Source organism: Mycoplasma sp. 10961, from assembly GCF_055523525.1.
Genome location: NZ_JBVFVD010000001.1, coordinates 610,154 through 636,827, shown reverse-complemented (window position 1 = coordinate 636,827; position 26,674 = coordinate 610,154). Strand labels below are relative to the sequence as shown.

21 protein-coding genes are annotated in these 26,674 nt (G+C 28.2%); 20 read left to right on the top strand and 1 reads right to left on the bottom strand.

The window, feature by feature from the left end; genetic code table 4:
* Nucleotides 1-8 precede the first annotated feature (8 nt).
* A complete protein-coding gene (gene deoC, locus AC0B4T_RS02710; RefSeq protein ID WP_465103032.1) occupies nt 9-671 on the top strand; it encodes a deoxyribose-phosphate aldolase in 663 nt (220 codons plus the stop codon).
* 75 nt (nt 672-746) lie between these two features.
* Here deoC and AC0B4T_RS02705 read toward each other — a convergent pair whose 3' ends face one another.
* Nucleotides 747-2,537 (bottom strand): hypothetical protein, encoded by a 1,791-nt coding sequence (locus AC0B4T_RS02705; RefSeq protein ID WP_465103031.1) that lies wholly within the window; start codon nt 2,535-2,537, stop codon nt 747-749.
* 101 nt (nt 2,538-2,638) lie between these two features.
* Between AC0B4T_RS02705 and secG the strand changes: the two genes are divergently transcribed.
* From secG to AC0B4T_RS02610, 19 genes are all read left to right on the top strand, one after another.
* Entirely contained in the window at nt 2,639-2,869 is a 231-nt protein-coding gene (secG, locus tag AC0B4T_RS02700) for a preprotein translocase subunit SecG (RefSeq protein ID WP_465101429.1), read from the top strand.
* A gap of 3 nt (nt 2,870-2,872) precedes the next feature.
* Nucleotides 2,873-5,083 (top strand): ribonuclease R, encoded by a 2,211-nt coding sequence (rnr, locus tag AC0B4T_RS02695; protein WP_465103030.1) that lies wholly within the window; start codon nt 2,873-2,875, stop codon nt 5,081-5,083.
* Nucleotides 5,083-5,862: a tRNA1(Val) (adenine(37)-N6)-methyltransferase gene (locus AC0B4T_RS02690; RefSeq protein WP_465103029.1), complete on the top strand. Its 780-nt coding sequence runs from the start codon at nt 5,083-5,085 to the stop codon at nt 5,860-5,862. The genes rnr and AC0B4T_RS02690 overlap by 1 nt, the downstream gene beginning before the upstream one ends.
* Entirely contained in the window at nt 5,862-7,406 is a 1,545-nt protein-coding gene (gene metG / locus AC0B4T_RS02685) for a methionine--tRNA ligase (protein ID WP_465103028.1), read from the top strand. Before AC0B4T_RS02690 ends, metG begins: the two co-directional genes overlap by 1 nt.
* Nucleotides 7,407-7,408: 2 nt before the next feature.
* Nucleotides 7,409-7,693, top strand: coding sequence for an antibiotic biosynthesis monooxygenase (locus AC0B4T_RS02680; RefSeq protein WP_465101433.1), 285 nt, complete (start codon nt 7,409-7,411; stop codon nt 7,691-7,693).
* A 189-nt stretch (nt 7,694-7,882) separates the two neighbouring features.
* A complete protein-coding gene (locus AC0B4T_RS02675) occupies nt 7,883-10,573 on the top strand; it encodes a P68 family surface lipoprotein (RefSeq protein ID WP_465103027.1) in 2,691 nt (896 codons plus the stop codon).
* Nucleotides 10,574-10,631: 58 nt separating this feature from the next.
* Nucleotides 10,632-12,086 (top strand): thermonuclease family protein, encoded by a 1,455-nt coding sequence (locus AC0B4T_RS02670; RefSeq protein WP_465103026.1) that lies wholly within the window; start codon nt 10,632-10,634, stop codon nt 12,084-12,086.
* A gap of 15 nt (nt 12,087-12,101) precedes the next feature.
* Nucleotides 12,102-14,192 carry an ATP-binding cassette domain-containing protein gene (locus AC0B4T_RS02665; RefSeq protein WP_465103025.1) on the top strand — a complete coding sequence of 697 codons (2,091 nt, stop codon included), beginning with the start codon at nt 12,102-12,104 and terminating at the stop codon, nt 14,190-14,192.
* Nucleotides 14,173-15,210 (top strand): carbohydrate ABC transporter permease, encoded by a 1,038-nt coding sequence (locus tag AC0B4T_RS02660; protein ID WP_465103024.1) that lies wholly within the window; start codon nt 14,173-14,175, stop codon nt 15,208-15,210. Before AC0B4T_RS02665 ends, AC0B4T_RS02660 begins: the two co-directional genes overlap by 20 nt.
* Nucleotides 15,167-16,207, top strand: a complete 1,041-nt coding sequence (locus AC0B4T_RS02655; protein WP_465103023.1) for a carbohydrate ABC transporter permease — start codon at nt 15,167-15,169, stop codon at nt 16,205-16,207. The genes AC0B4T_RS02660 and AC0B4T_RS02655 overlap by 44 nt, the downstream gene beginning before the upstream one ends.
* Before the next feature lie 2 nt (nt 16,208-16,209).
* Nucleotides 16,210-16,485, top strand: a complete 276-nt coding sequence (locus tag AC0B4T_RS02650) for a hypothetical protein (RefSeq protein WP_465101439.1) — start codon at nt 16,210-16,212, stop codon at nt 16,483-16,485.
* A 5-nt stretch (nt 16,486-16,490) separates the two neighbouring features.
* Nucleotides 16,491-18,371 carry a hypothetical protein gene (locus AC0B4T_RS02645; protein WP_465103022.1) on the top strand — a complete coding sequence of 627 codons (1,881 nt, stop codon included), beginning with the start codon at nt 16,491-16,493 and terminating at the stop codon, nt 18,369-18,371.
* 73 nt (nt 18,372-18,444) lie between these two features.
* A complete protein-coding gene (locus tag AC0B4T_RS02640) occupies nt 18,445-19,626 on the top strand; it encodes a hypothetical protein (RefSeq protein ID WP_465103021.1) in 1,182 nt (393 codons plus the stop codon).
* Nucleotides 19,626-20,597: a DHH family phosphoesterase gene (locus AC0B4T_RS02635; RefSeq protein ID WP_465103020.1), complete on the top strand. Its 972-nt coding sequence runs from the start codon at nt 19,626-19,628 to the stop codon at nt 20,595-20,597. Before AC0B4T_RS02640 ends, AC0B4T_RS02635 begins: the two co-directional genes overlap by 1 nt.
* A complete protein-coding gene (locus AC0B4T_RS02630; RefSeq protein WP_465103019.1) occupies nt 20,597-21,562 on the top strand; it encodes a DHH family phosphoesterase in 966 nt (321 codons plus the stop codon). Before AC0B4T_RS02635 ends, AC0B4T_RS02630 begins: the two co-directional genes overlap by 1 nt.
* A gap of 1 nt (nt 21,563) precedes the next feature.
* Nucleotides 21,564-22,538 carry a DHH family phosphoesterase gene (locus AC0B4T_RS02625; protein WP_465103018.1) on the top strand — a complete coding sequence of 325 codons (975 nt, stop codon included), beginning with the start codon at nt 21,564-21,566 and terminating at the stop codon, nt 22,536-22,538.
* Between the two features lie 178 nt (nt 22,539-22,716).
* Entirely contained in the window at nt 22,717-23,358 is a 642-nt protein-coding gene (locus AC0B4T_RS02620; protein ID WP_465103017.1) for a hypothetical protein, read from the top strand.
* Between the two features lie 127 nt (nt 23,359-23,485).
* Nucleotides 23,486-25,540 carry a S8 family serine peptidase gene (locus tag AC0B4T_RS02615; RefSeq protein ID WP_465103016.1) on the top strand — a complete coding sequence of 685 codons (2,055 nt, stop codon included), beginning with the start codon at nt 23,486-23,488 and terminating at the stop codon, nt 25,538-25,540.
* Entirely contained in the window at nt 25,533-26,444 is a 912-nt protein-coding gene (locus tag AC0B4T_RS02610; protein ID WP_465103015.1) for a hypothetical protein, read from the top strand. Before AC0B4T_RS02615 ends, AC0B4T_RS02610 begins: the two co-directional genes overlap by 8 nt.
* The last annotated feature ends 230 nt before the right edge of the window (nt 26,445-26,674 follow it).

The window sequence follows — 26,674 nt, the reverse complement described above, 5'->3', positions numbered from 1 at the left end:
GAGGTATTATGGATTATAATAAATTAATCGATCATACACTTTTAAAACCAGAGGCAACTGAAAAAGATATTAATAAGCTTATTTCAGAAGCTCTTAAATATAATTTTAAAACTGTATGTGTAAATTCTTCATGAGTGAGATATGTACATGATAAACTAGCTAAAACAAGCATTGGTATTACTAGCGTGGTTGGATTTCCGCTCGGGTCAATGATTACACAAGTTAAAGCTCAAGAAGCAAAACTTGCTATTGATCATGGGGCCCGTGAAATTGACATGGTAATGAATATCGGACGCTTTAAATCAGGTGATTATGAATATGTTTTAAATGATATTAAGAAAGTAAAAGAAGCGTGCGGTAACCGCATTTTAAAAGTTATTATTGAAACAGCCTTACTTTCTGCTAATGAGATTAAAAAAGCAACTGAAATTGTTATGAAATCAGGTGCTGAATTTATAAAAACATCTACTGGATTTAGTTTTAGAGGTGCATCTTTAGATGACATTAAAATTATGAAAGAAACTTGTGGAAATAAACTATTAATTAAAGCGGCAGGTGGAGTAAGTAACCTAGAAGATTTAATCAAAATGTATGAAGCTGGTGCAACACGCTTTGGAACATCACGAGCTGTTGCAATAATGGAAGGTTTAAGCTCAAAAGAAGGATATTAATTTTATACATTCTATAACCCATAAGGTTTTGCTTATGGGTATTTTTTAATAAAAATAAGACATTTTACAAATGCCTTATTTAATTTCAAAGATGATTTCTTGGAATAATTTATGTTTTTCTGCAACTAAGTCAAGTTCTGGTTTAGTTTTAGCTAATTCTTCAAGTTGTTTATATCTTGGCGCAAATAATTCATTATAAATTTCATCACTAAGACCAATATATAAATCATAATTTAAGTTAGCTTCAAGCGGTTCAGCATTACCCAAATGCCCGTTTGGGTTAGATATATATGGAGTGACAAAACTGTGTTTAGGTACAAAATTTGCAATACGTGCATTATAATCAATATATTGATTAATATTAGTTTTGTTACTGTTAATACCTAACTCAATATTTATTTTATTTGCTTCACGAGTAAGATTTGAAACAGTTAAATTATTATATCTATATAAAAATAATGGAATTCTCTTGTTATCTAAATTAGGTATTCAATCTGGGATATAGTTTAATTGAAGTTTGTTAAGAATGCTTAAACTATTTTCACTGATATTCAACGAAACTGGCAGCACAATTTTAATAATGTGGTTAATATTTGCTGGTATTAAGCTTGATACTTTGGTTTGTTTTCTATCTTCTTCAAATTCATTATCAATTAATGGAAATGAATTTGAAGTTTGATCACGAGAGTATAAGGTTAATGGCAAAATATGGTTTGCGCTATTATCAGAATACGTAATTTGTAAAAAGTCTTTAGCGACTAAATCATTATCATATTGAGTTGCAATAGAATTTTTAGATTTTTCAAAGGCTTCATTAATTTTTTGTTTATCTGCATCGTTATAAACAATATCGTCTCAGGTTTGTGGATTTCCTTTTTCGCTTTCAATTTTGGCAATTGCTCTACCGCGTATATTTTCATTGTCAATTGTTTCAAAAAATTTATTTGGCGAATCATAACCATGAGGACGATTAAAGATATTATTAACTAGCAAGCTAAAATGTGGTGAAGTTTTTTGAATTATTGCTAAATATTCGGTTTGTAAGTCATTATTTAATAAGGTTAGCAATTCATCAGATTTTTTAAAGTATTTATTACTTTTTTCAAAGATACTTTGTTTTAAAACTTTATAAGTGGTAAAATCTCAATTTTTAAATAATTCTTGTGTATCTTTTTTGTAATTATTAATTAACAATTTGATATCTTCTTTAAATTGCGTAATTTTTGAACTAGTAGTTTTATTTTCTAAAGAATTATAGATTTCTAGCAATGTATTAATGTTTAATTGTGTAAAGATTGTTTCGCGGTAAAAATCAAAGAATTCCCTCATACTTTGCAATTTAGTTTCTTCAGTTTTCAATGACGAAATCAATCCTGTTAATATATTACTGGTATAACGGGCTGCATAGCCATTTAGGTTTGCGATCATCTCGCCAATATTTAGTTGATCTAAAACTTGCCTTGCATTTTTAAGTAAACCACTGAGAAATTCTGTAAACTTTTTATCTTGAATAAAAGTTAACCAAAGTTCATATAATTGAGAGTTTTGAGTCTTAATATTTTCTAAGAAGTTTTTATTTTCTTCAATGGCTGTAAATTCAACCAATAATTCTTTTGCATAATCCCTGGTTTGATTCAACATAATTTCTAATAAATTAATAAAACCTTCTTTTTGAGTTGTTTCTGAGATATACTCAAATTTATCAGAGTTTAATTGCAATTGTTGCTTTTGGTCCTTTTTATCATCATCTCCACTTTGTATAGGCTTATTTGGTTTTGTTGGTTCTGGATTGCTCGTACAACCTACTAAAGGAAATAAAGTTGGTAGCAATGCTGTTGAAATTAATAATTTTTTAATTTTTTTCATGCCTTAATTATATAATATTATGGTAATATATAATTAATATTTATATATATTTATAAATTAGCATGAATATTTTAAAAAAGTAGCTTAAAAAATGGAGTTTTATGGCAGCATTAACAATTATCTTAATAATCATAAGTTTTTTAATTATTATCATTTCTTTTATTATGTCACCAGATTCAAATGGATTTTCTGGAGCTTTAGTTGGAAGTGGTGATTTAGATTTATTTAAAGTATCAAAAGAAAGAGGGATTAAGAAAATTCTTAAATATTCAATGATGACTTTTGGGTTTTTATTACTAATTTTATCATTACTTTTGAGGATTTTTATATAGTATATGAACGAAGCAAAAATAGTTAAATATATTTCATCTGCAAAATCACGAACATTTTTAGAAATTGCTAAGTATTTTAGAATACCACCATCAAATAACAGGGAAATAACTTCACTCTTATCGGTTTTACAAAAAGATAACAAGATTTTTAAAAATAATAATGATGAATATTACGCTGTTAAGTTTCTTGAAAGCGTTGAAGGTGTTTTATCTGTTAATGCAAAAGGAATGTTTGGATTTGTTGACTATGATATTGATTTAGAAAATAACACAAAAAAAAGTGTCTTTGTGAAAAAGTTTAACTTTAATACAGCTATGCATAATGATACTGTAAGAGTTAATATATATCAAAACGTGTTTGATGATCAAATGCCTTGTGATGGAGTGATTACGGAAGTTATTTCTCGAAATACTCAAGAAATTCAAGGATTTATTAAACTTAAAAATGACTTAACTTATTTTGTACCAGTAGATACAAAATACCGTATTTTTACTTGAAAAATTGAAACATGCATTGTTCAAATTAAATTAAATGATTTAGTAAAAGCAAAGATAACTAAAATAGAAGGCAGTTGCATTTCTATTGAAATTATCAAGGTTATTACTAATGAAGCTGATCCAATGGTTTATGTTAAATATTACTTAGAAGAAGTAAAAATTCCAAGCAGTTTTCCTTCTTCGCTTGAACAAGAAATTTCTTTAATACCAAAAAATATTGACCAAGAAGATCGAACAAACCGCAGAGATTTAACTAATAAAATGATTGTTACAATTGATGGCGATGATACCAAGGATTTTGATGATGCAATTTATGTTGATAAGTTACCAAATGGTAATTATCTTTTAGGTGTTTATATTGCTGATGTTTCATATTATGTTAAAGAAAATACTGAAATTGACAATGAAGCATTAAAGCGCGGTACAAGTATTTATTTAGTTGATCAAGTTGTGCCAATGCTTCCAGTCGAATTATCGAATGGTATTTGTTCGCTTAATCCAAATCAAAAACGATTTGTTATGGCGTGCGAAATGGAAATTGATCAAAATGGTAAAAATATCAATTTTGAAATTTTTGAAGGGATTATCGAAAGTAAATTTAGATTAACCTATAAACAAGTTGATAAATATTTTAAGGAAGGTGATATCTGTCTTGATCAATCGTTGGACGATGTTAAAACCTTAACAAAAATGCTAGATAAAGCAAGAGCATTATCGCAAATTATTCATAAGTTTAAAATCAATGAAGGATATGTTGATTTTGAAATTAATGAGCCCAAGATTAAACTTGATGAAAATGGTTCGGTTAAAGAAATTATAATTTGTGAACGTGGTGAATCAGAGGTGTTAATTGAAGATTTCATGGTAAGAGCTAATGAAACAATTGCAACATTTTTATTTGATAACAAACTTCCAGCTTTATACAGAATTCATGATGCACCAGATGAATTAAAGATTACTTCATTAAAAAATTCACTGAGCGCAATAGGCATTAAAGATATTAAATTAGATTCAAATACAATATCTCCACTCAATTTTGCAAATTTTGTGAATTCAATTAAAACTGTGAGAGATGACGATTTTGTTAAATTAATGTTTTTAAGGACAATGCAAAAGGCTATTTATTCAAATGAAAATGTCGGACATTTTGGACTTGCATCACAAAACTATTGTCATTTTACTAGTCCTATACGAAGATACCCAGATTTAGTTATTCACCGTGTCATTCGTGATTTAGTCTTTAATAAACAAACATATTTAATCGATCATTTTAAAGAAAAATTATTAGTATATGGTGATTTAAATACCAAAGCTGAGCAAAAGGCTGTGCAAACTGAAAGATACGTTAATGACCTTAAATTTGCTGAGTATTTGAAAAATCAAACCGGTAAAGTGTATAAGGGACAAATTTTAAGTATTTTACCATTTGGATTTTTCATCGAGTTTGATTTTAAAGCTAGTGGTTTAGTTCATAGATCAACTTTAATTGATGATGAGTATGAAGCTAATGAAAACTTAACTAAATTAGTAGGTAAAAAACGTAGCTTTACTCTTGGAGATTATGTTAATGTGGTAATTACAAATACTGATCTAGTCCAAGGGAAAGTTGATTGTGTTTTAGAAGATTTATATCCACAATATTTAAAACTTAAAGAAAAGAAATTACAAGATTCAAAAACTAAAAAACATGATCAAAAACCAAAGAGAAAATCATAATGCCCAAAATTGTTAAAAACTCCTTAGGTTTTGATTCGAATTTATATATTTACCAAGATAAAGAAATGTTTAACTATTCAGTTGACACAATTTTATTAGGCAATTTTGTTTTTTTAAATGAAAAAATAACTCATACTTTAGAAATTGGTGCAAATAATGGGGCTTTATCAATATTTATAGCCGCTCGCAATCCAAAACTTAAAATTGATGCTCTTGAAATACAAACTAGGGCTGCTGACCTAGCTAATGAAAATATTAAATTTAATAAAATGGAAAATCAAATAAATATAATTAATACAGATTTTAATGATTTTTGAAAAATGCATGCTAAACAATCGTTAAAAAAATATCAAAGTATTTTTTGTAATCCGCCATTTTATGAAATTTCTAAAACAAAAATAAAAAACGATGTACCTAATGAAATTTTAATTGCTACCCATGATATTGCCTTGACATTAGAAGGATTAGTTTTAGGATGCTCGAAAATAATTGAACAAAAAGGATTTTTAAACATTGTTTTACCAGTTGAACGGTCTATTGATTTATTTGTAATTTTACGCAAATATAATTTTGAACCCAAACGAATCCAATATGTTTATACAAGGGTGCAAGATAAACCAAAATTTGTTTTAGTTGAAGCAAGATATCAAACGGGCAGTGGACCGCATTTTTTACATAATTTATACTTACATGATTCAAGTGATAAATTGAATCATGATTATTTGCCGCAAATAAAAGAATTATATAAACCTATTAAAGTAATAAAGGAGCTTAAATAATGAAGAAATTTTATATCACCACCCCGATTTATTATGCTAGTGGCAATTTACATATTGGACATTTATATACAACTACCTTAGCTTGAACAATTGCAAATTATAAAAAAATGCAAGGCTATGATGTAAAGATGTTAACCGGAAGCGATGAACATGGTTTAAAAATTCAACAAAAAGCTAAAGAATTAAATCTTGATCCACAAACTTTAGTCGATGAATTATCTGGTAAATATATTCAAATGTGAAAAGATTTTAAAATTGATTATCAATATTTTTGGAGAACTAGCAATTCGGAACATAAACGAATTGTTCAAAAAATATTTAGTTATTTTTTGAAGAAAAAATATGTATATAAAGGTAAATATAAAGGTTTATATTCTGTTAGTGATGAAGAATTTTTAACTGAGGATCAAGCAATTAAAAAAGATGGTAAACTTTACCACCCTGTTAGCCAAAAAGAATTAGAGTGAGTTGAAGAAGAAACATATTTTTTCGATATGCAAAGGTTCTTGCCTTGGCTCCAAGAATATATTAATCAAAACTCAGAATGATTAATGCCTTTAAAAACAAAAAAAGAATTAATATCTAATTTCATAGATGTAGGGTTGCAAGATTTGTCAGTAACACGAACAAATTTAAAATGAGGTATTTCTGTCTTAGAGCATCCTGAGCATACTTTATATGTTTGATTAGATGCGCTTTGTAATTATATTAGTGCTCTTGGATTTGATTTTGAAAATAGTAAATTAGAATTTCAAGAATTTTGAGCTTCAAAAGCTGCTGAAGTTGTTCATGTAGTTGGCAAGGAAATTACAAGATTTCATATGATTTATTGACCTATTTTCTTAAAAGCATTAAATATTAAGCAACCAACTAGAATTCAATCTCATGGTTGAATACTAGATAAAAATGGTTATAAAATGTCTAAATCACTTAACAACATTATTGATCCTTATGATTTATTATCAAAATATCACCCCGAAGCAATTAAGTATTTTTTAGCTTCGCAGATTAATTTTGGGGAAGATGGGCATTTTGATGAAGATAGGTTTGTTGATATTATTAATGCGGATTTAATTAATAATTTTGGTAACTTAGTTTCACGTACCTTAAAAATGAAGGATTTATCATTTGTCAGTCAATCCTTAAAATACCAAAAAACAACTAACGAATATGATTTAGAAATTGAAACTCAAATTTTAAAATCCAAAAATGAATATATTAATTTATTTAATGATTACAAAGTTGATAAGGCATTAAAAGTGGCAATCAACTTAGGTAATGCATTAAATAAATATATCGATTTAACAAAACCTTGAACCTTAAAAGATGATTTAGAAAACTTAGAACAAATTTTAGTTCGTTTGTTAAATGGAATTTATACAATCGCTACATTATTGCAAGTTGTTATGCCGTTGAAAATGATGCAAGTGCAACAAGTTTTAGGGGCTGATGAATTAAGTTTAAATAAAATTGAAGATTTTAATAAATTTATAAGGTTTAAACAAGCCCCCCATTATATATTATTTGAAAGAATTAAGAGGTAATTATGATTTACGCAAAAGCAACTAGATATATAATTAATCCTGAAAAAACCAAAATGTTTGTTGATTATTTATACATCTTAACACAAAAAGTTCGTAAACTTGAAAAGAATTTATCCTTTGAATATGGGTTAGAATCTCGTGATAAGATTTTAATTATTCAAAGGTGATCAACAGAAACAGATTATGAAAATTTTGAATCACAAGAAGAATTCAAAAAAGAATTAGCAACTTTAAATAAGATGTCACTGAAAGTTTTTGAAATTTTTGACTTAAATATTGCTCGCTAAAAAGGACAAGAAAATCTTGTCCTTTTCTATATAAAAATTTTTGGAATTAATAAAAAAGTGTATAATTTATGTAGGAATTTCAGGATTGTGTTACTAAGTATCACTAAAATTTAATTCCTTTTTTTAAAATATTAAACACTTATTTAACTTATTTATAAATTAAATTTCAATAAAACTGGAGATTTTATTATGTCAAGCAAATTTAGAAAATATGTTCTTACCTTAGGAACAGGATTAATTTCTTTAACCCCAATGGCAGTCTTAGTGTCATGTGGATCAAACTCAAAACCAGAAACATCACCTGCAGATAAATTTAAACAAGATCATGCAGATGTTTTAGGTAAAACTGAAACAAGCGTTACAGTAGCAGATGAAACTAAAGTAACAGCAGCTTTAACTGCATATAACGCTTTAGCCGCAGATGTTAAAACATCTTTAACAAATCAAAAAACACTTTTAGATAAATTAAAAGTTAAAATTGATACTTTAAAAGCTGGCCCAGGCTCAGGCACACCAGCTGTCGATTCTGAAGAAATAAGAGCTCGTAAAGAGGAGCTAAATGTTTATGTTAACTTCGCACCAGAAGATAAACGTGAAGCATTAAAACAAAGTATTACATCAGGTACAAATGATGAAGCTTTAGATACTGTTGAAGATAATATTAAAGCAGAAATCAACAAAGCCAACCCTGGTTACTTTGAAAGATTAAAAGCATCTACGTCTAAAAATAGATTGTTCCAACAAAATACAAAGAGTGAAATTGTCTTAGCAACAACTTTCTCTGAAACTGGAGCACAATTTAAATCAATTAATACAATTATTAGTGAATACAATAAATTAGTTGATGAAATGATAAAAGTTAAAAACAATGCTTCTTTAACTCAAGATCAAAAAGATGCTGAGTACAAAAAACTTGGTATTTCACCAAAAGCTAAAAAAGTTGTTCAAAAGAACATTGGTTCAGGATACCCTGCGGGAGCTGAAAAAGTTAACTTATCACTTTCATCACGTGATAGAGACAACTTCTTTAACTTAATTTTAAACTATTCTACTGTTGCAGCTAAATTAGCAGCAAAAGAAGGAAATAGCGGAGATATGCTCTTGAGTTTTAACTCATTAGATGAAGGTTTAAACACTGACTTATCTCAATTTGATTCAGGATTTTCAAATGTTAACTCTGAAATCGAAAATGTTACTTCAAAATCAACATATGTATTACCTTTACTAAAATCGACTCAAGTATTATCAATTAATGCTTCAGTCTTAGGATATTTCTTAAGCACTATGAAAGAAGCTGGTGTTACATTTGAAACAAGTGATGAATCAGATAAATTCTTTGATGATATTATTAAAAAAGGTGAAGGTGATAAAGAAGCTGTTAAAACCTTATGAGGAGAAAAAGTTTCAACTGCAGATACAGTATTACAACCTTATAAAAAAGAAGGATTTAAATTATCAAAAAACATCTTTGAATCATATACTAAATTATTAGAATTTGCAACTATTGCGCAAAGTTTATTTGTTAATTCAGCAAAAGGAGTGGATGCTAGTGTCAAAGTATTCGGTGTTGATGATATGACTGGAGTTTATGAACAAGCATTATTCTCAGCTTTAGATGGTGAAAAAGCTAATATGCTACAAACTGTTTCAGTCAGTGGCGGAAGAACTAAAGTTGAGTTTAATGCAATTAAAAACAACAATAGTGCTTCATACATTAAATCACAAGAAATCTTTACTAAATTTAGTGAAGCGATGGAAAAAGGTGCAATTTATGCTTATCCATCAGGACAATATGCATCAAATGATCAAACTAAGCACCAAGTTGCCTTCTCAATTGGTTCAACTGCTGGATATTCATATAATTTTAAAAAAGCAGGAACCGCAATTACTAATTTAAAACATACTGCGACTGGTTATACAACTGAATTATCGTCAAATACTGCTTTTGAATTTAATGATCAAAATACTAAATACCCTGATGGTATTGCATACTTTTCAAGTTACAAAAACGTAATTTACCCTTCAACTTTACAAGATACTTCAAAAGCTCAGCGTTATGATTATAAAGCTAAAACAGCTAATGATGATACTATAATTAGGGATCTATACTCAAAAGCTAAAACAACTTTAAACTTATTCTTCAAAGTTTCTGATACCCAAAGTGGTAAAGTAAAAGATTATACTGATAAATTAAATGAACTTGCAACTTCGCAAACTGATAAAGTGAAAAAATACATGATGACCAAACTAGATGGTACTAACACTGAATATGTAGTATATGCATTTTTAGATGTTTTAAATGATAAAAAATTAACACTTAAAGCGAGTCCATCTATTGAAGGACACACTGTTGAATCATTATCAGATACTAATTTATTAAATGAAACTGAACTAGTTTCATTACCAACTCCTTCAAAATGAAATGAAGATAATGCAAAGAAAGTATTATATGTACAAGGTCCAAGCTTAATTGGTATTAAATCAAATGATGAAGATGAAGCAGCTACCAGAGCATTTGTTAAATGGTTAATGACTTCAGCTCAAACAATCGGAACAACTAATAATACTGCTTTAGTTGAATTACAAAAATCAGCTGGATACATTTCTGCTGTTAAAGACTTAGAAAGTAATGCAACAAATGCATCAAAAATTTATGGTACTAACCAATATCTAAAAATCGCTTACAATGAATTTGTTAAATCTTCTAAAGAAGCAGATTATGTAATTTTTGAAGAACCTGCTGGTTCACAATCTGATGCCTTTAGAAAGAATATTGCAACAGCTTGAGAAACAACTCAATCAACAATTTCAAACAAAGCACAAACTAAGAAAACATTCCAAGATTTCGTTACTGATGTTACAAAAGGAATTGAGGGTTAATTAAAACTTATAAATATAATTTGGTAACAAATTATATTTATTATTACCTTTATAGACTATGAACAAAAAGAGATATAAAACATTTTTGAGTACATTTGGTACTTTAGGAGTATTAACTATGATACCTTTATCATGTACTGCTAAGGATCCTCAGCCAGTCCCTGCGCCTTTGCCACCAAATAATGAACCAAATCCAGGTAATGGCAACACAGAAAACCCAAGTGTCCAAAAAACAGAAAATGAGCAGCAAATAGGTTCTTTTACCCTCAAATCGGTCATTGAATCAACAAACGATACTTCAAAGCTATCTTTAAACGTTGAAAAAATAAGCTTTAAACGTAACCGTGATGAAAATACTTACGAACTGTGAACATCTGGTACTTTATCTGATTCTACAATTCAAAATGAGTTTAATCAAGTTTTAAATGCTATTAATAAAACAATTAATAGTTATTTAACAGATACATATAAAGCAAAAATTGTAGTGCCTCAAAAACAGGGTAATAAGATTTTTACAAATATTCAAAATATTGCAGGTTTTCCTCAAGAAGTTAAACTAAGTATTAATAATCGTGAAATTACCTTAACGAAAACTCAAACTTCTAAAAATATTGAACTAGGCGAATTAGGTGTTAAAGGTAAAACTCGTGATGAGCAAAATGCTGCTGAAAGTATTGGAAATATTAGTGTTACTTATGCAATTAATTATGAACCTAAAATTGAATCTAGCGCTTTATTAGGACTTGGTGTTTTAGAAGTTAAAATAACTGAGCAAGCTCAATTAAATCCGCTTTTAAACCAACTTAGTATTAACTCTGATGAAAGTAATTTTAAACCAACTGGTATTTCATTTGAATCTGAAACTCCAAAAGGCTTATCATTTAGAGCTAAAGTGGAATCAGTGTCAGATGGAGATACACTTTCAGTTATAGCACTTGAGTCTAAGAATATCCGCGGCGGTGTTATTATTAAAGAAGGTGAATCATATAAAATTCGCCTTTCTGGAATCGATACACCTGAAAAAGGTGTCGGTAGTGGCTCAAACTATGTTTCAGCGGCTCCTTTTGAATATTCATTTGCAATGCATGCAACTAATTTTGCTGAACAAGTTTTAAACAATCCTAAATTCAAAAATGACATCATGGTAGGATTTGTTTCTGGAAAAGATTCATATGATCGGATTACCGCAGATATCTTCTTTGGTCAAAATTACCAATATTCTTACATTACTGAAATAGTACGCTCTGGTCATACCTTGCCTTATAGTAATGATGTATGAGAAAACTACTTGCGTAATAAAGATACAAGTAGTTATGAATATAATCTTTACCCACAAATTGCACAGGCTTTTGAGGAAGCTATCAAAAATAACAAAGGAATCTTTAACTATTTTGATAATCCCGCTGATGCTTCATTGTTCATTTATTTAATTAAAAATAATAATAGATGACATCCATTTTACTGAGAAAAAAATGGTAATAATGCAATTGTAAAAGATTATGTCACAAAATAAACGAAAGGATTAGAAATGATAATCTTTAAAAAATTATTAAATAAATTTAAAGAAACTGCTGTTAAAGTAGATGAAGAATCATTAACTAAAATTGATAAATATTTTAACGAATTTAATTCTAAAAGCACTGAAGAAGTTCCTGCTATTGAATTAAAAAATTTAAATATCGACTTTGGTGAAACTTTAGCAGTTGATAATGTTAGTTTTCAAATTCCTGAAGGTAAATTAGTTACACTCCTAGGGCCTTCTGGATCAGGAAAAACAACAACTTTAAATGCAATTGCTGGTTTACTAACAGTTACATCTGGAAAAATCCTTTTTAAAGGGAAAGATGTTACTGACTTTACACCACAAAAAAGAAAAATAGGGTTTGTATTCCAAAACTATGCCCTATATCCACATTTAAGTGTTTATGCCAATATTGCCTTTCCACTTAAAAACGACTTTAACTGGCAGTTCAAAACCTTTTTAAAACGGGAAAAAGCACGTAACGAAATTAGAATCTTATATTTAGAAAAGCTTGGCGCTTCTGAAACAGAAATACAACAATTACGCGATGCTTTTAATAAATGAGAATTAATTTCTGAAGATTTACCATATAAATTAAATAAAGAATATGCTTATTTAGTTGAAGATTATGAAAAAGCACACACTGAATATAAATTAGCTAGTGTACACGAAACTTCAAAAATTTCACTTTTAACTAAAAATGTTTTAAAAACTAACGATAAATTACGTAGAGATTCAAAAGAAAAATTAGAACGTATCACTGAAAAATATAATTCAGATTTTAGTAATAATTTATTGCAACCAAATCTAAAAGAAGCCGAAATTTTAAAAAATGTTGCTCCTGAGTACGTTAAATATCAAACTTTACCTTATGAGCAAATTTTAGATCATACGAATAAATTAAATAATTTTTCAGCTGAATTAATGAGTGTGAATTTAGACGAATTAACCTTAAAAGATCGTAAAGAAGTTGTTAAATTAGAAGAAAAAGTTTTAAAACTTTTAACTCGCTATAAATTCGTTCAAAAACAAAAAGAAATTGTTGACGAATATGCAATTGTTAAAAAACAAAAACAAGAAGCATATTTAAAAGCTAAAAATGAATTTAAACAAACTTTAAAAACTAATGCACAATATTTAGAACTTAAAAAAGATGCCTTAAACTTACCAGTAGTTGCTAAAAAACATTTTTATGAATTAGTTGCAGCATTTGAAACTAAATATGATCTAAAAAATAAATTAGCAAAAGATCGTAAAGGAGAAGGGCCATCAATTTTAAATGATGAAGAAAAACAAACTTTAAAACAACTTGCTAAAAATGATATTCCACTTAAAAAAGCAATTCACAATGAAGTTATGGAAGTTGCTAACCGCGTTGAAATTGTTAAAATCTTACAAAAGAAACCAACCAGGTTATCTGGAGGGCAACAACAACGTGTATCAATTGCACGGGCAATTGTTAAAAAACCAGAAATTTTACTAATGGATGAGCCTTTATCAAACTTAGATGCAAAACTTCGTATTTCGACTCGTCAATGAATTAGAGAAATTCAACAATCTCTAGGTATTACTACTGTATTTGTTACCCATGACCAAGAAGAAGCAATGTCAATTTCAGATATTATTGTATGTATGTCAACCGCAAAAGTACAACAATTAGGTTCACCACTTGAACTTTACAATAAACCTAAAAACCAGTTTGTGGCACGTTTCTTAGGAATGCCTGAAATGGGGCTTTTACCTTCTGAACTTAAGGACGGCAAGTTATTTGTTGCTGGTAAAGAATTTGCAGGAATTAGTTTACCAGATAAAAGCAACTTATCTTTAAATGTTGGTGTACGTAGCGAAGACTATATTATTAAAAAAGCTCACGAGGATTATATGTTTAAAGGCGAAGTTGTTGTGCAAGAAAACTTTGGAAAAGAAAGTAAACTTGTCGTTAATATTAAAGATGTTGGGCGCATTAACTTCTTATTAGATAACTCAGAAAATTATGCAATTGGTGATGTAATTTACTTTGATTTACCAATGAATAAATTACATATCTTTGATGCTGCTTCTGAAGAAAGAGTTGCATATGAATACTCTCAACAATAAACTACATTTATTTATTTCAAGAAATTTACCTTTTTTACTTAATTGGTCCTTAAAGACTCAAGCGAGAAAAAAAGCCGCATTATCACATTCTATTTTAGACCGTAGAACACAGTTGTGACTGCCATTATTATTCTTATTACCTGGTTTTGCATTAATTATGATGTTCACCGTTGTTCCGCTTATTTTAAACCTTAAAGTATCATTATTTAATTCTGATGGTGAACTTACTTTAAGAAACTATGTTAACACCTTTACAGATCCACGTTTTGCAGTAGGGGTTAGAAACTCATTTATTTATGGACTAGCTGTTTTACCTTTTGTAATGGCAATATCACTAACAATTTCTAGTGTTATTGCTAAATTACATCGTAAATGAGCTAAAGGATTTTGGCAAACCGTCTTTTTCTTGCCATATATAACTAATGCCGTAGCTGTTTCAACTGCATTTATCCAACTTTTTAGTTCTAATGGTCTTTTAAACCTGGTTTTAGGTTCAAAAACCCCATGGCTAGAAACAGCTGATCAATTTACCTTTAATGCTTTATTAGCGATGTTTATTAATGGTATTTGAAGTGGACTAGCATTTAATATCTTAATTTTCACAACCGCGATGCTAGGTGTTGATAAAAACCTTTATAAATCAGCATCAATAGATGGCTGTGGTGAAGTAAAACAATTTTTCAAAATCACCTTGCCGTCTATTAAAGGAACAATCAATTTCCTAATTACCTTAGGAATTATTGGTGGGTTAAAAGTATTCCCATTAGCATTATTTAGTAATAAACCAGAAAATGCCTTTGCATATGGTGGTGGTACCTTAATGCTATATGTATACTTAGTAACAAAAAATGGTAATTTTGCTCTTGCAGGTGCTTCAGCTATTTCACTATTCATAATTGGAGTCAGTTATTCATCTGTAATTCGTGGTGGTTTCTTTATGGTGCAATTAACCTTAAATAATTTAGGAGAAAGAAATGTTTGAGTTAAAGTTAAAGCTACAAAAACTATTAATAGCTAAAAAGCTTAGAAAAAACCAAGAAATTGTTTCTTCTCAAGTACTTGAAAAAAATCTAGTTAATGTTGTAATCAGTGTTTTATTAAAACTGTTGTTACTATCTTTCTTTGGGTTAGTAATTATCTTCCCATTTATCTTTATGATTAATATTTCCTTAATGGCTGATGACGAAGCTGAAGGGTTAAAAAGCACTTTTAAATTTGCATCAGACTTTACTTTAGGAAGAACTTACTTCATTCAGTCTGATCCAAATGCAAGCGGAGGGTTTGAAATCAGGCCTTGATCAGAAGTTGTGCAAAATACTTATGATCGTGCAATTAGTTCGGGATATTGGCAATCATTAATGGTTACTTCTGTTAATGTTTTACTATCAGTATTCTTTAAAATCTTTACAACATTCTTAATGGGATATGCCTTTTCATTAAGAAATTGACGTTTTAAAGGTATGATTTGGTTTTTTGCTTTAGCTCTTTTAGTTTTACCTGAAGTAGCCTTATTATCAGGACAATATACAGTTGTAGTTCAAACAAACCTTCGTTCATCATTATTTACAATTTTATTAGCAATGGTATTACCATTTTCTGCAAGTATTTTTAATACTGTTATGTACAAAAATGCTTTTGAAGCAATACCTGCACGTATTAAAGAAGTTTCATTAGTTGATGGAGCTGGAGGATTGAAATACTTATTTAAAGTTGCTTTTCCAATGGTTGTGCCAACAACTTTAACCATTGTTATTTTAACTTCTTTAGCTTCATGAAACTCATATTTATGACCTTCTATTGTTAATAGTGATAATAAAGATTGACAATTGATCTCAATTTGATTATTTAAAGCTGGTTTAGATGAAAGAGATTCTTCTTCCGGAGCTAACGTGCAGCTTAATATTAGAATGGCAGCAGCTATTATTGTTATCTTACCAATGTTTGTAGTTTACTTACTATTTAGAAAAAGAATTATGAATGCAATTAGTAGACAAGGTTCTACAATTAAAGGATAAATATGCAAGGATACAAAAGAAAAGTTATTACATGATCAATAGTTACAGTTTTAGCATTTATTGCAATCATTGCATTAGCAATCTTTTTAGCAAGTTTAAGCAATGTGCTTGAATTACATGAAACAGTAACACTTGATCAAAAAATTATCGATACATATAATTTTGCTCGTTCATACACTATAGGAGGTTTGGCATTTGCATGCATTATTTTCCTAATGGGACTTGTAATTTCATATGCTGGGATTAAGTCTTGAAAATATGTTGAAATGTTTAGTTAATTATCATGAAATTCAATAAGAAATTTAAATTTATTTTTTCTAGCACCTTATTAAGTTCATTAATTCCGTTGACTGCAGTATCTTGTTTATATGACGATGATAATACCGTTATTTTTGCCAAAACTTTTGCTAGGGATAATGGATTCTTAGATAAAACTCGCTTTGCAGATCCAAACAATAAAACCTTAGCCAAATTTGAAGAAAGCCTTTATAAAGCTAATTACTTAACCTATAATTTTTCAAGTATTAATTTAAGATTTAAACAAACAAGGTGAGAAGTTAATAATAATCATTTACAAACTAAAGTTAATAATTTAATTATTCTAAATGGCAAAACCGCTGCTAAAAACGTAACTAAATATGATAAATTAAAAGCCATAATTACCCAAACAGAACAAAATTACAAAACTTACTTAGCAAATAATTCTGATAAAACTGAAGAAAATACTAAAGATATTCAAATTTTACTTAATCAAAATAAATTAGTTTTAAACAGCTTTGACGAAAGATTTGAAGCATTAACTAATTTAATTAATGAATATTATAATGTTAATAATGGAACTCGTTCTTTAGGTGAAATACTTAAAGTTGATCATGCTGGCGGAGTTGAAACACCAGCAACAAAAAATGAGCAAGCTATTAAAAGTAGTTTGTCATCAATTTTATCAGCCACAGTTTATAATATTCCACTTGGTGATTTTGATCAAGTCATTACATATCAAGACGTTGAAAAAGTTTTAGAAAATTATGTGAGTGATACACCATGAGCAGTATATTACTACTGGTTTAAACATGAACAAAATGCTAGCTCTAAATCTAGTTTTAATCCAGCGCCGAATATGTTACGTTATGATAATGTTTCATTAAACTATATTGTTGAATTTTCTCCAGCAATTATTAACAACGGACTTTCTACTCCTATATTCCAAAAAGTATGGGAAAAAGTTAACAATGTTCATGGTAAACAAGCTAAGAAAACAGAAACAACAAAAGTCGTTAAAACTATTTGAGATGAATTTTGAAATGTTTCAAGTTTTTATGCTGTTAAAGACGATTTAATTGAAAGTTCAAGCCAAGGAATGGGTTCTGGGTTTGGTCCAATTCATTTAGCAAAAGGGCTTAATCCATCAACTGGAAAAGAAGATGATGCATATAAAATCTTTGCAGAACCTTTAGACGATACTGATGCTTCACAATTCTTGCTTAATCCAACAGAATTTGTTAATGATAACCTTGATAAAATCTTTTTAGCAGAAAAAGAACATAATCTTAAAATTGAAATAGATCTTAAAGAAGAAAATATTAAATCATTAGAAGCTCAAATTGAAAAATCTAGTGATACAGCACAAAATAACCAATGGCGCAACGATATTCGTAGGGAACAAAGAGATATAAATCGTTTAAAGCCACAAGTAACAGAAGCTGAAAACTTTAGAGTCAATTTAGCAAGTTTATTAAGTGATCTTAAAGCAAATCCAAACGATGAAACCTTAAAAACACAAATTGAAGAACTTAAAAAACCTTTCGCAAACGATATTGAATTAGTAATGTCAAGATTAAATACAGGTATAAAAAATTCAGCAACTTCACATTTTGGATTAGCCGAATTATTTAGTAATTTATTATTCTTAAATGGTGTTTATAAAGTTCAAGCAATAAAAGGATATAAAACTAGCGACCCTGCAAATATTTCAAAAAATAATGCTAGTTACTGAATTGAATTTGAAGATCATGGCAAATGATATATCTTAGATATTTTTTCACTATTAATGGATCAACAAAAAGATCGTAACACACTATTAGATGTAAATTCATACATACGTGACAATGCTACCGGATACATTATTGACGAACACTTTGTTAATAATGCACATATTAAACCTTAAAAAATAAAACATAACTATTAAAAATAGTTATGTTTTTAGACAAGTTAGTAAAAATATAGTAAAATTAAAAGGTATGAAAATAAAACGTAGGTTTACATTATTATTTAGTTGTTTATTATTATTTAGCCCTTTTTCTTTAACAATTTCCTGCACCTCCCAGTCTCGAGCTGAATCAACCATCAATGAATTGAATGACTATCTTAAAAAAGTTGAAAGCCAAAATAATCCGAGATATCAATATTATTTACCCATTTTAAAATATAAAGTAAGTTCTTTAAATGGATTTTTAGAAGCTCAAAGATCACAAGGATATTATTTTAGCGAAGCACAATGAAATAACTTAAATGCTCAAATAAAAGCAAACCGTACATTTTATAATCAAATTCAAGAAACTTTGGATAAAATTCCTGAAAATGAGATTAATGATCTAAATAAAGGCATAAAATCTGAACAATTATTAGATTTATATTATATTATGCATGGCTTAACTGAGGCGGAATTTTCATCCTTTAAAGAATTAGTGAAACAACATGGTATTTTAAACTGATGATTAAAATATGCAAAGTCTAAAATAATTAGTGATTATTTAGAAACTGTCCCTTTAGCAGTTGATAAATTAGGTAGTTCAGAGGTTTATAAATATTTTGAAACTACACAAAAGATTTATTCTTCGTATCATAGTTTTGGATTAGAAGAGCCAACGAAAGAACTTAGGCAAATCGAAAAGTTTGTTAGCGATTATGAAAAATTAGCAAAAGAACGTTTGAAATCTTTAACAAATGTTAATTCTAATGAATATAACACTGTTTTAAAAGATTTTGACAATTTAATTAATACACTTAATCAATGAGATGTTTATTTTAATAATGAATATAATAAATATTTAAATTTAATCAACCTAGTTAAAAGAAGTTATTTTGAAACATTAACGATTAATCCAATTTTAAAAAGTGAAATTTATGAAACCTTAATCAAAAGATTAGAAAACCAAATTCCAGTAATAATTACTTGAATGGATCAATTAACTAAGTATAATCTTAACCACAATTCATATAATCAAACAACTTTTAAAGGCTCATTTAAAAATCTTTTAAAAGAAGTAGAATTTAATAATTTAACTTCTGAACAAAACACAAAAGAAGCAAATTATCAAAAAATGTATCAAGCACTTAATGGTATAGTGAATGTTAAAGACAATTTCGAGATATATAAAACACAAATTAATGAATATATAAAAAGTAGTAAGGAACAATAGTGAAATTAGGAAACACACAACTTGTAATAGATGCAATTGAAAAATATGATAATATAATTATTTTTCACCATATTAATCCCGACGGTGATTGTTTAGGTTCGCAAGCAGGGCTTGCGGAATTAATTAAAACAAATTATCTAGACAAAAAAGTTTATAAGGTAGGTGATAATAAAAATAACCTTTTATTTATGAATTTTGAATTTGATAATTTTAATAAAATTGATTTTAACAATTCTTTAGCAATTGTTGTTGATGCTTCAAGTGGAGATCGTATCGAACATGCTGAACTTTTATATCAAAAAAGAACCACTGCACGTTTAAGAATTGACCACCACCCCAATGAAGCTGATATTGATTATGAATATAACTATGTTGATGAACATTTTGTGGCAGCAGCTGAAATGATTGCACAAATTGCATATGATGCAAAATGAAAAGTTACCCAAAAAGCTTCTGAATATATTTATCTAGGAATTAACACAGATTCAATCAGATTTTTAAATCCAGATACGAGCAAAAGGACTTATCAATTAGTAGCATTTTTAATGGAAAATGGATTTCATCCCACTAAAATTTTAAGTAATTTATATAAACGTAGTTTGGCAGAAATACAAATTGCAGGGCATATTTTATCTAATTTTAGAAAAATTGGGCGAGTTCTATATTTTTATGCTGATAATCAATTTCTAGAACAATACTCACTAACTCCATATCAAGCCTCACAATTTGTAAATGTTTTATCAAATATTGAAGATAATAATTGTTGAGCTTTATTTATTTTACAAGAAGATGGAACTATAAGAGCAAGAATTCGATCAAACGGACCATCAATGATTCCGGTAGCTAAATCTTATGGAGGCGGAGGTCATGTTGACCGGGGAGGCTTCATATTACAAAATACCAGTCAAATCACTAATGTTATTAACACATTAAACCAAGTAATACAAGATTGAGAAGGAGAAACCAAATAATGAAAATAGGAAATACAAAAGTTGCCATTGATGCAATTGAAAAATATGATAATATAATTATTTTTCACCACATTCGCCCTGATGGTGATTGTTTAGGTTCACAAGCGGGACTTGCTGAATTAATTAAAACAAATTACCCAAATAAAAAAGTTTACACAATAGGTGACAATAAACATAATTTTGATTTTATGAATTATCACTATGACCCACTTGATTCTCTTGATTTTAACAATTCTTTAGCAATTGTTGTTGATGCTTCAAGTGGGGATCGTATCGAACATGCTGAACTTTTATATCAAAAAAGAACCACAGCACGTTTAAGAATTGACCACCATCCCAATGAAGCTGATATTGATTATGAATATAACTATGTTGATGAACATTTTGTTGCTGCTGCTGAAATGATTGCACAAATTGCATATGATGCAAAATGAAAAGTAACCCAAAAAGCTTCAGGGCATATTTATCTAGGAATTAACACAGATTCAGGACGCTTTTTATACCCAGATACAAGTGCTCGAACTTATCAACTAGTTGCTTTTTTAATGGAAAATGGTTTTCATCCAAATGAAATTTTACATAACTTATACAAACGTAATTTATTAGATATTAAAATTTCCGGTGAAATGCTTTCTAAGTTTAAGCAAGAGGGACGTGTATTGTATTACGAAATGAGACAAGATTTTTTAGATAAATATCAAATTGATTCATTAAAAGCAGCATTATATGTCAATGAATTAGCAAACATTGAAGATAATTCATGTTGAGCTTTATTTATCCAAATGGAAAATGGACAAATTAGAGGTCGTTTAAGATCTAATGGACCACTAGTTAATGAGGTGGCTTCTCACTTTAATGGTGGTGGTCATGATAATGCAGCTGGTATTACATTAAGTAGTTTTGATCAAGTTCCTGAAGTATTAAAATTACTTAATGAAGCTATTATAAAATGGGAAGGTAAATAATATGAAAATAGGTAATTTAGAATTAGTTACTAAAGAATTATATAAATATAATAGTATTGTGATCTTTCATCATATTCGCCCTGATGGTGATTGTTTAGGCTCTCAATTTGGACTTAAAGAATTAATTAAAACCAATTTTCCTGATAAAAAAGTTTATGCAATTGGTGATAGTAAAAACTCGTTTAGTTTTTTAGATTTTAAAATGGATGAAATTCCTAGTGATGAAGTTTTAAAACAATCATTAGGAGTCATTGTTGATGCTAATTTCAAGGAAAGGATTGAAAAAAGAGAAGTTTTAGATAAAAATTTATTTGCTAAGGTGATTAGAATTGATCATCATCCAAATGATGATGATTTAGGTGATACTACCACTAGATGAGTAGATAGTTCATATTGTGCAGCGGATGAAATGATTACTGAAATTGCAGTAGTTAATGGATGGAAAATTACTCCTAAAGCTGCAAACTATTTATATTTAGGAATTAATACTGATTCAGGACGCTTTTTATTTAGCAGTGTGTCAGCTCGTACTTTAAGGCTTGCCTCTAAATTATATGAATCTGGTTTAGAAGCAGACTTTGTCCATAAAAACCTATCGCTAAGTTCATTAGAAGATTTAAAATTCAACTCGTGGCTTTTATCAACTTTAAAAACACGTGATGGCGTGGCCTATATCCAAAACTCACTTGCAGAAACAAAAAAATATGGAAAAACCTCAAATGAGTCAATGCGGGTTAATGCAATAGCCAATATTAAAGGGTTCCCAATTTGAGTGCAATTTTTAGAAGAAGAAGATGGTAAAATTAGGGTTGAATTTAGGTCCAATGGTCCAATTGTTCGCAATGTTGCTGTTAAATGAGGTGGTGGAGGACACGAAAGAGCCTCAGGGGCAATTATTAAATCGTTTGACTTCGTTGAACAAGTTATTGATGACTGTGTTTTAGAAGTTAAAAACTATTTAGCAAAAAATTCTTAAATAAAAATTATAAGAAGTTGCAATAAACAAAAAGTTAACATTTTAATGTTAACTTTTTCCTTTAAAAAAATCAAATTAATGAACCATTATAAATAATAAATAATCATATATAATTTATATATAGATCAAATACATTAACATAATAATAAAATTTATAACATGATTAAAGGAGAAATATATGATCCCGAATAAAATTAAAAAATTATTTGTATGTTCATTACCTTTATCTTTACCATTTATAACATTTTCATGCATGCCTTCTCTATCTTCAAGCCCAGGCAATGTGAATAATTTTAAACAAAAAGATATTGTGAAAATAAAAGCTTTTATACCCCCTACAGTAAGTAAAAATTTAACCAAGATTAAAAATGATAACTATTATACACTTAATGCTGGATTTTTTGAAAATGTTGACCAAAGCAAAAAATTGTTTAATTGAGTTAAAATTCAAAATAAAGAAGATTTTAACCAAATTATTATTAAGAGGTTCCAACATTTAAATAGTTGTGAAGGTGTCAACATACGCGATACCGAAATAAAATCTCAATTTGAAAAAAATTACATAAATGATCAAGATGTTTATGAGTTTTTAGAAAACAATGATATTTATATTAGTGATGATAATTCCTATAGTGCATTTGATACATTTTATAATATTGAATTTGTGGATAGTGATTCAATAAAACTAAATATATTAATTAACGAAATGATCAAACCAGAAGCAGATGTAGTACCTGGATATAGAATTTGAAGTGTTTTTAGTTTACCAAAAAACAAAAATGTAATAATCAATATTAATGGAAAAGATATTACACAATAATAATATGATATAATTTATTCATGTAATAAACAAGAATAAATTTATTTTATATAAGTGTACAAAAATAGAAAACTATTATAAATATTTATTTTTTTTATTTTATAAATAATTTAATGGAGGATATTTTATGAGAAAAAAAATTAAAAAATTAATAACTTTTTCTACGATAGGTGTAGGATTTAGTGGAACAGCATTTTTAGTTACTACATCGACCGTTCATAATAAACAACTAATAAATTGATATGATTTCTACGCAAGTGATAAATTTGAGGTCAGAGCACAAAATTCTGCAAAAGTTATAAATATTAATAACGAAGAACTTTCTGTTCCGATCAACAATAATTTTGAACTTAAATTATTGTTAAATCCAGGTATAAAAATTCAAAACGATGAATTTATAATCAAGTTTAATAACGATTTTATAAATAAAATTAATAAGAAAAATTTAATTTATAAATCATTTGAAAAGCTATCGACGATGCCTATTGTTTGGTTTTATTTTGAAAACGAAAGAGATAGACAAAACTTTGTTGCAGAAATTAAAGATTGAAATGAGATTTTTAAATTAATAATTTTTGAAAATAAAAAAAACTTACAATTTCCACATCAAATAGGTAACTTATCCGATTCTGATTCCGGAGCAGGTGCATTACCAATAAGTAGCCATTACCCTGGTGCTAAAATAGACTTAAACCATTACCTTTTCAAGAGTAGTTTTTCACATAATTCTTCAATTGTTAATGCTGAAGATTATTTAGATAATCCATATGTCAATAAAATTGGTATTCTTGAAGTTTGGGCACATAAGTTTGACGAAAAATTTAAACATTATTTTAAAAATGGTATTGAAATAAATAATTTGGATATTCCCGAAACAAAAGCATGAAAAACTCACTCAACTAATGTTTCCTTAATTGCAGGCGGACAATATGGAATTGATAAATCATCAAAAATATATTTACATACTTTTACACAGCTTGACAGTGAGTGAATGAGGATAATTGAGAAAATGGTAAAAGATGAGGGAATAAGAGTAATTAATCATAGTTATGGATTAAGTCTATATCTTACTGATAAAAATGGTAAAAAATATATTTCACCGGAATATTTAAAAGGGTATTCTGAAAATTCGTACTTTTTAGATTATATATCACGAAAATATGGTGTAATAAACGTATTTGGTGCAAGTAATGACGGAAAAGATGAAAATCATTTAATAACAGGCACACAATTATCATTTAATTCGGTTGTTGTTGGTGCTTTATCTAATTCTGCGTCATACTCAGGTTTAAAATCAAATAAAGTTGCTGAATACTCTAACTATAGATTATCTAAAGAATTCGAAAATATTTCTAAACCGCTTGTTGTTGCACCCGGAAAAATTTATACCACTGTTTATGGAGAATATAGATATGCGGCTGGAACCAGTTATGCTGCACCAATAGTTACAGGTTTAATTTCTAATTTAATGAAGTATAAAGAAGATATAAGAAATAGTAACAATAGAGTTCCAATTGTAAAAGCAATATTATCAGCTTCAGCAGTGAGTCCAAAACTGCAAAATCTAACTTATAAAACAAGTGGTTATGAACAAAAATATGGATCTGGAACGGTAGATTTTAAGGCAATGCTACAAGCTGCAAACAATTATAAAGTTAAGACACTTAACTCAAATAGTTCTAATAATACAATACTTACCAGTGATGAAATAAAATTAACCAAAGGTCAAACCATTAAAATATCTAGTTCATGAACTTTTAATGCTGGCTTATTAAAAGAACGGGTAATTAATCCATTATTGATTGATGATCGTAATTGGTGAAACGATGTTTATAACACAACACCAAAATATAGGCCAAAGGATTTAGTTGCAGAAGCAAGAAAATGAGGTAACCAGCATGAGAATGAGTTATGACTTAAAAAAGAAGAAATGTTAAATCGCCAATCTAATAAATGATTTACTGATTATGATTTATTTTTAGAACAGAAAAATTCTAATGGTGATTGAATAACTGTAAAACGTGTTTCGACTATTTTAACAAATGATGAATTAATCGAACATAAGGCAGATGTGACTGGTACTTATCGATATAAAATTTTAAAATTCTCATCAAACTCTTTTGATAATTCAGTTGATGATATTGTGGCTGTAACACATGTAGTAAGGAATGAAAATGAATAAAAAAATATTATTGATTGGATCTTTATTAACTCCACTTATTGCTTTTTCGTGTACACATACCAGACCACATGAGCCTTCAAAACCCGGTCCTGTTCCGCCACTAAAAAAACCTAACATATCTGATTTAGATAAAGGAATATGAGAAAGAGCAAGAGACAATAAGATATTATTAGAGGTAGACCCAACTAAAGAGGCAAATGCTTTTGAGCAAGCTTATGATATGTATAATGCCGTTTATTCTAAATATAAACAATTCACAAAAATAGACATTTTTGCGCCTAAAGATTGGATCAAATCAAACGGCAGCGAAATAAAAGAAGAACGAAAACAAAAACAATCTATTTATCCATTTAACTTAACATTTTTCCATAATAGTTTTGATTATTTACGAGATAAAAATGTCTTAGAATATCTACCAATTGCAAGTGCAGTTAAAATAACAAATAAAGATCAATTTGATAAATATATAATTAACAGATTTAAAGAACTAAACCCACACGAAGATTTTAATCAAGATTCACAAATTAAAAAATTATTTGAGGAACTTTATTTAGACAATCAAGATGTTTATCAAGTATTGGAAGAAAATAATATTTATATACACGATACCGGACGGCCAACACACTATCGTTATGACGAAATGATAATTCCTACTTATGATGAAAATCAAGTTACTATTAATATTGTCTATGATTTTTTATTAAGTGGTTCTAGCTATATGGTGGTCCCTACCTCTGCAGAAGTTAATACAAACCCGCCAACATATTGAATAGTTTACTTAATAAAAAAGAGTAATAATATAAAGTATCACCAAATTTTTAGAGAATATGGTGAAAAATACGAATCTTACAAACAAAGATTTGAGAAATGGTTCAAAGAAGAATTTGAAAAAAAATTTCCATAAGTATAATAAAAACATTTGGATAATTGATCCAAATGTTTTTAAATAATTAAAGTATAAATCTTTTTATTAACTCAATATTTGACAAGTTGTTGCTTTATATTTAGTATTACCATAAAATTTTGCTTTTAGATGATTTTAAATATTACAAAAGTAAAAATTTTATTATATAAAATGATTCTAATTTAATTAATTTAATAATATTGCTAGACATAAAGTAAATTTTAAAAACT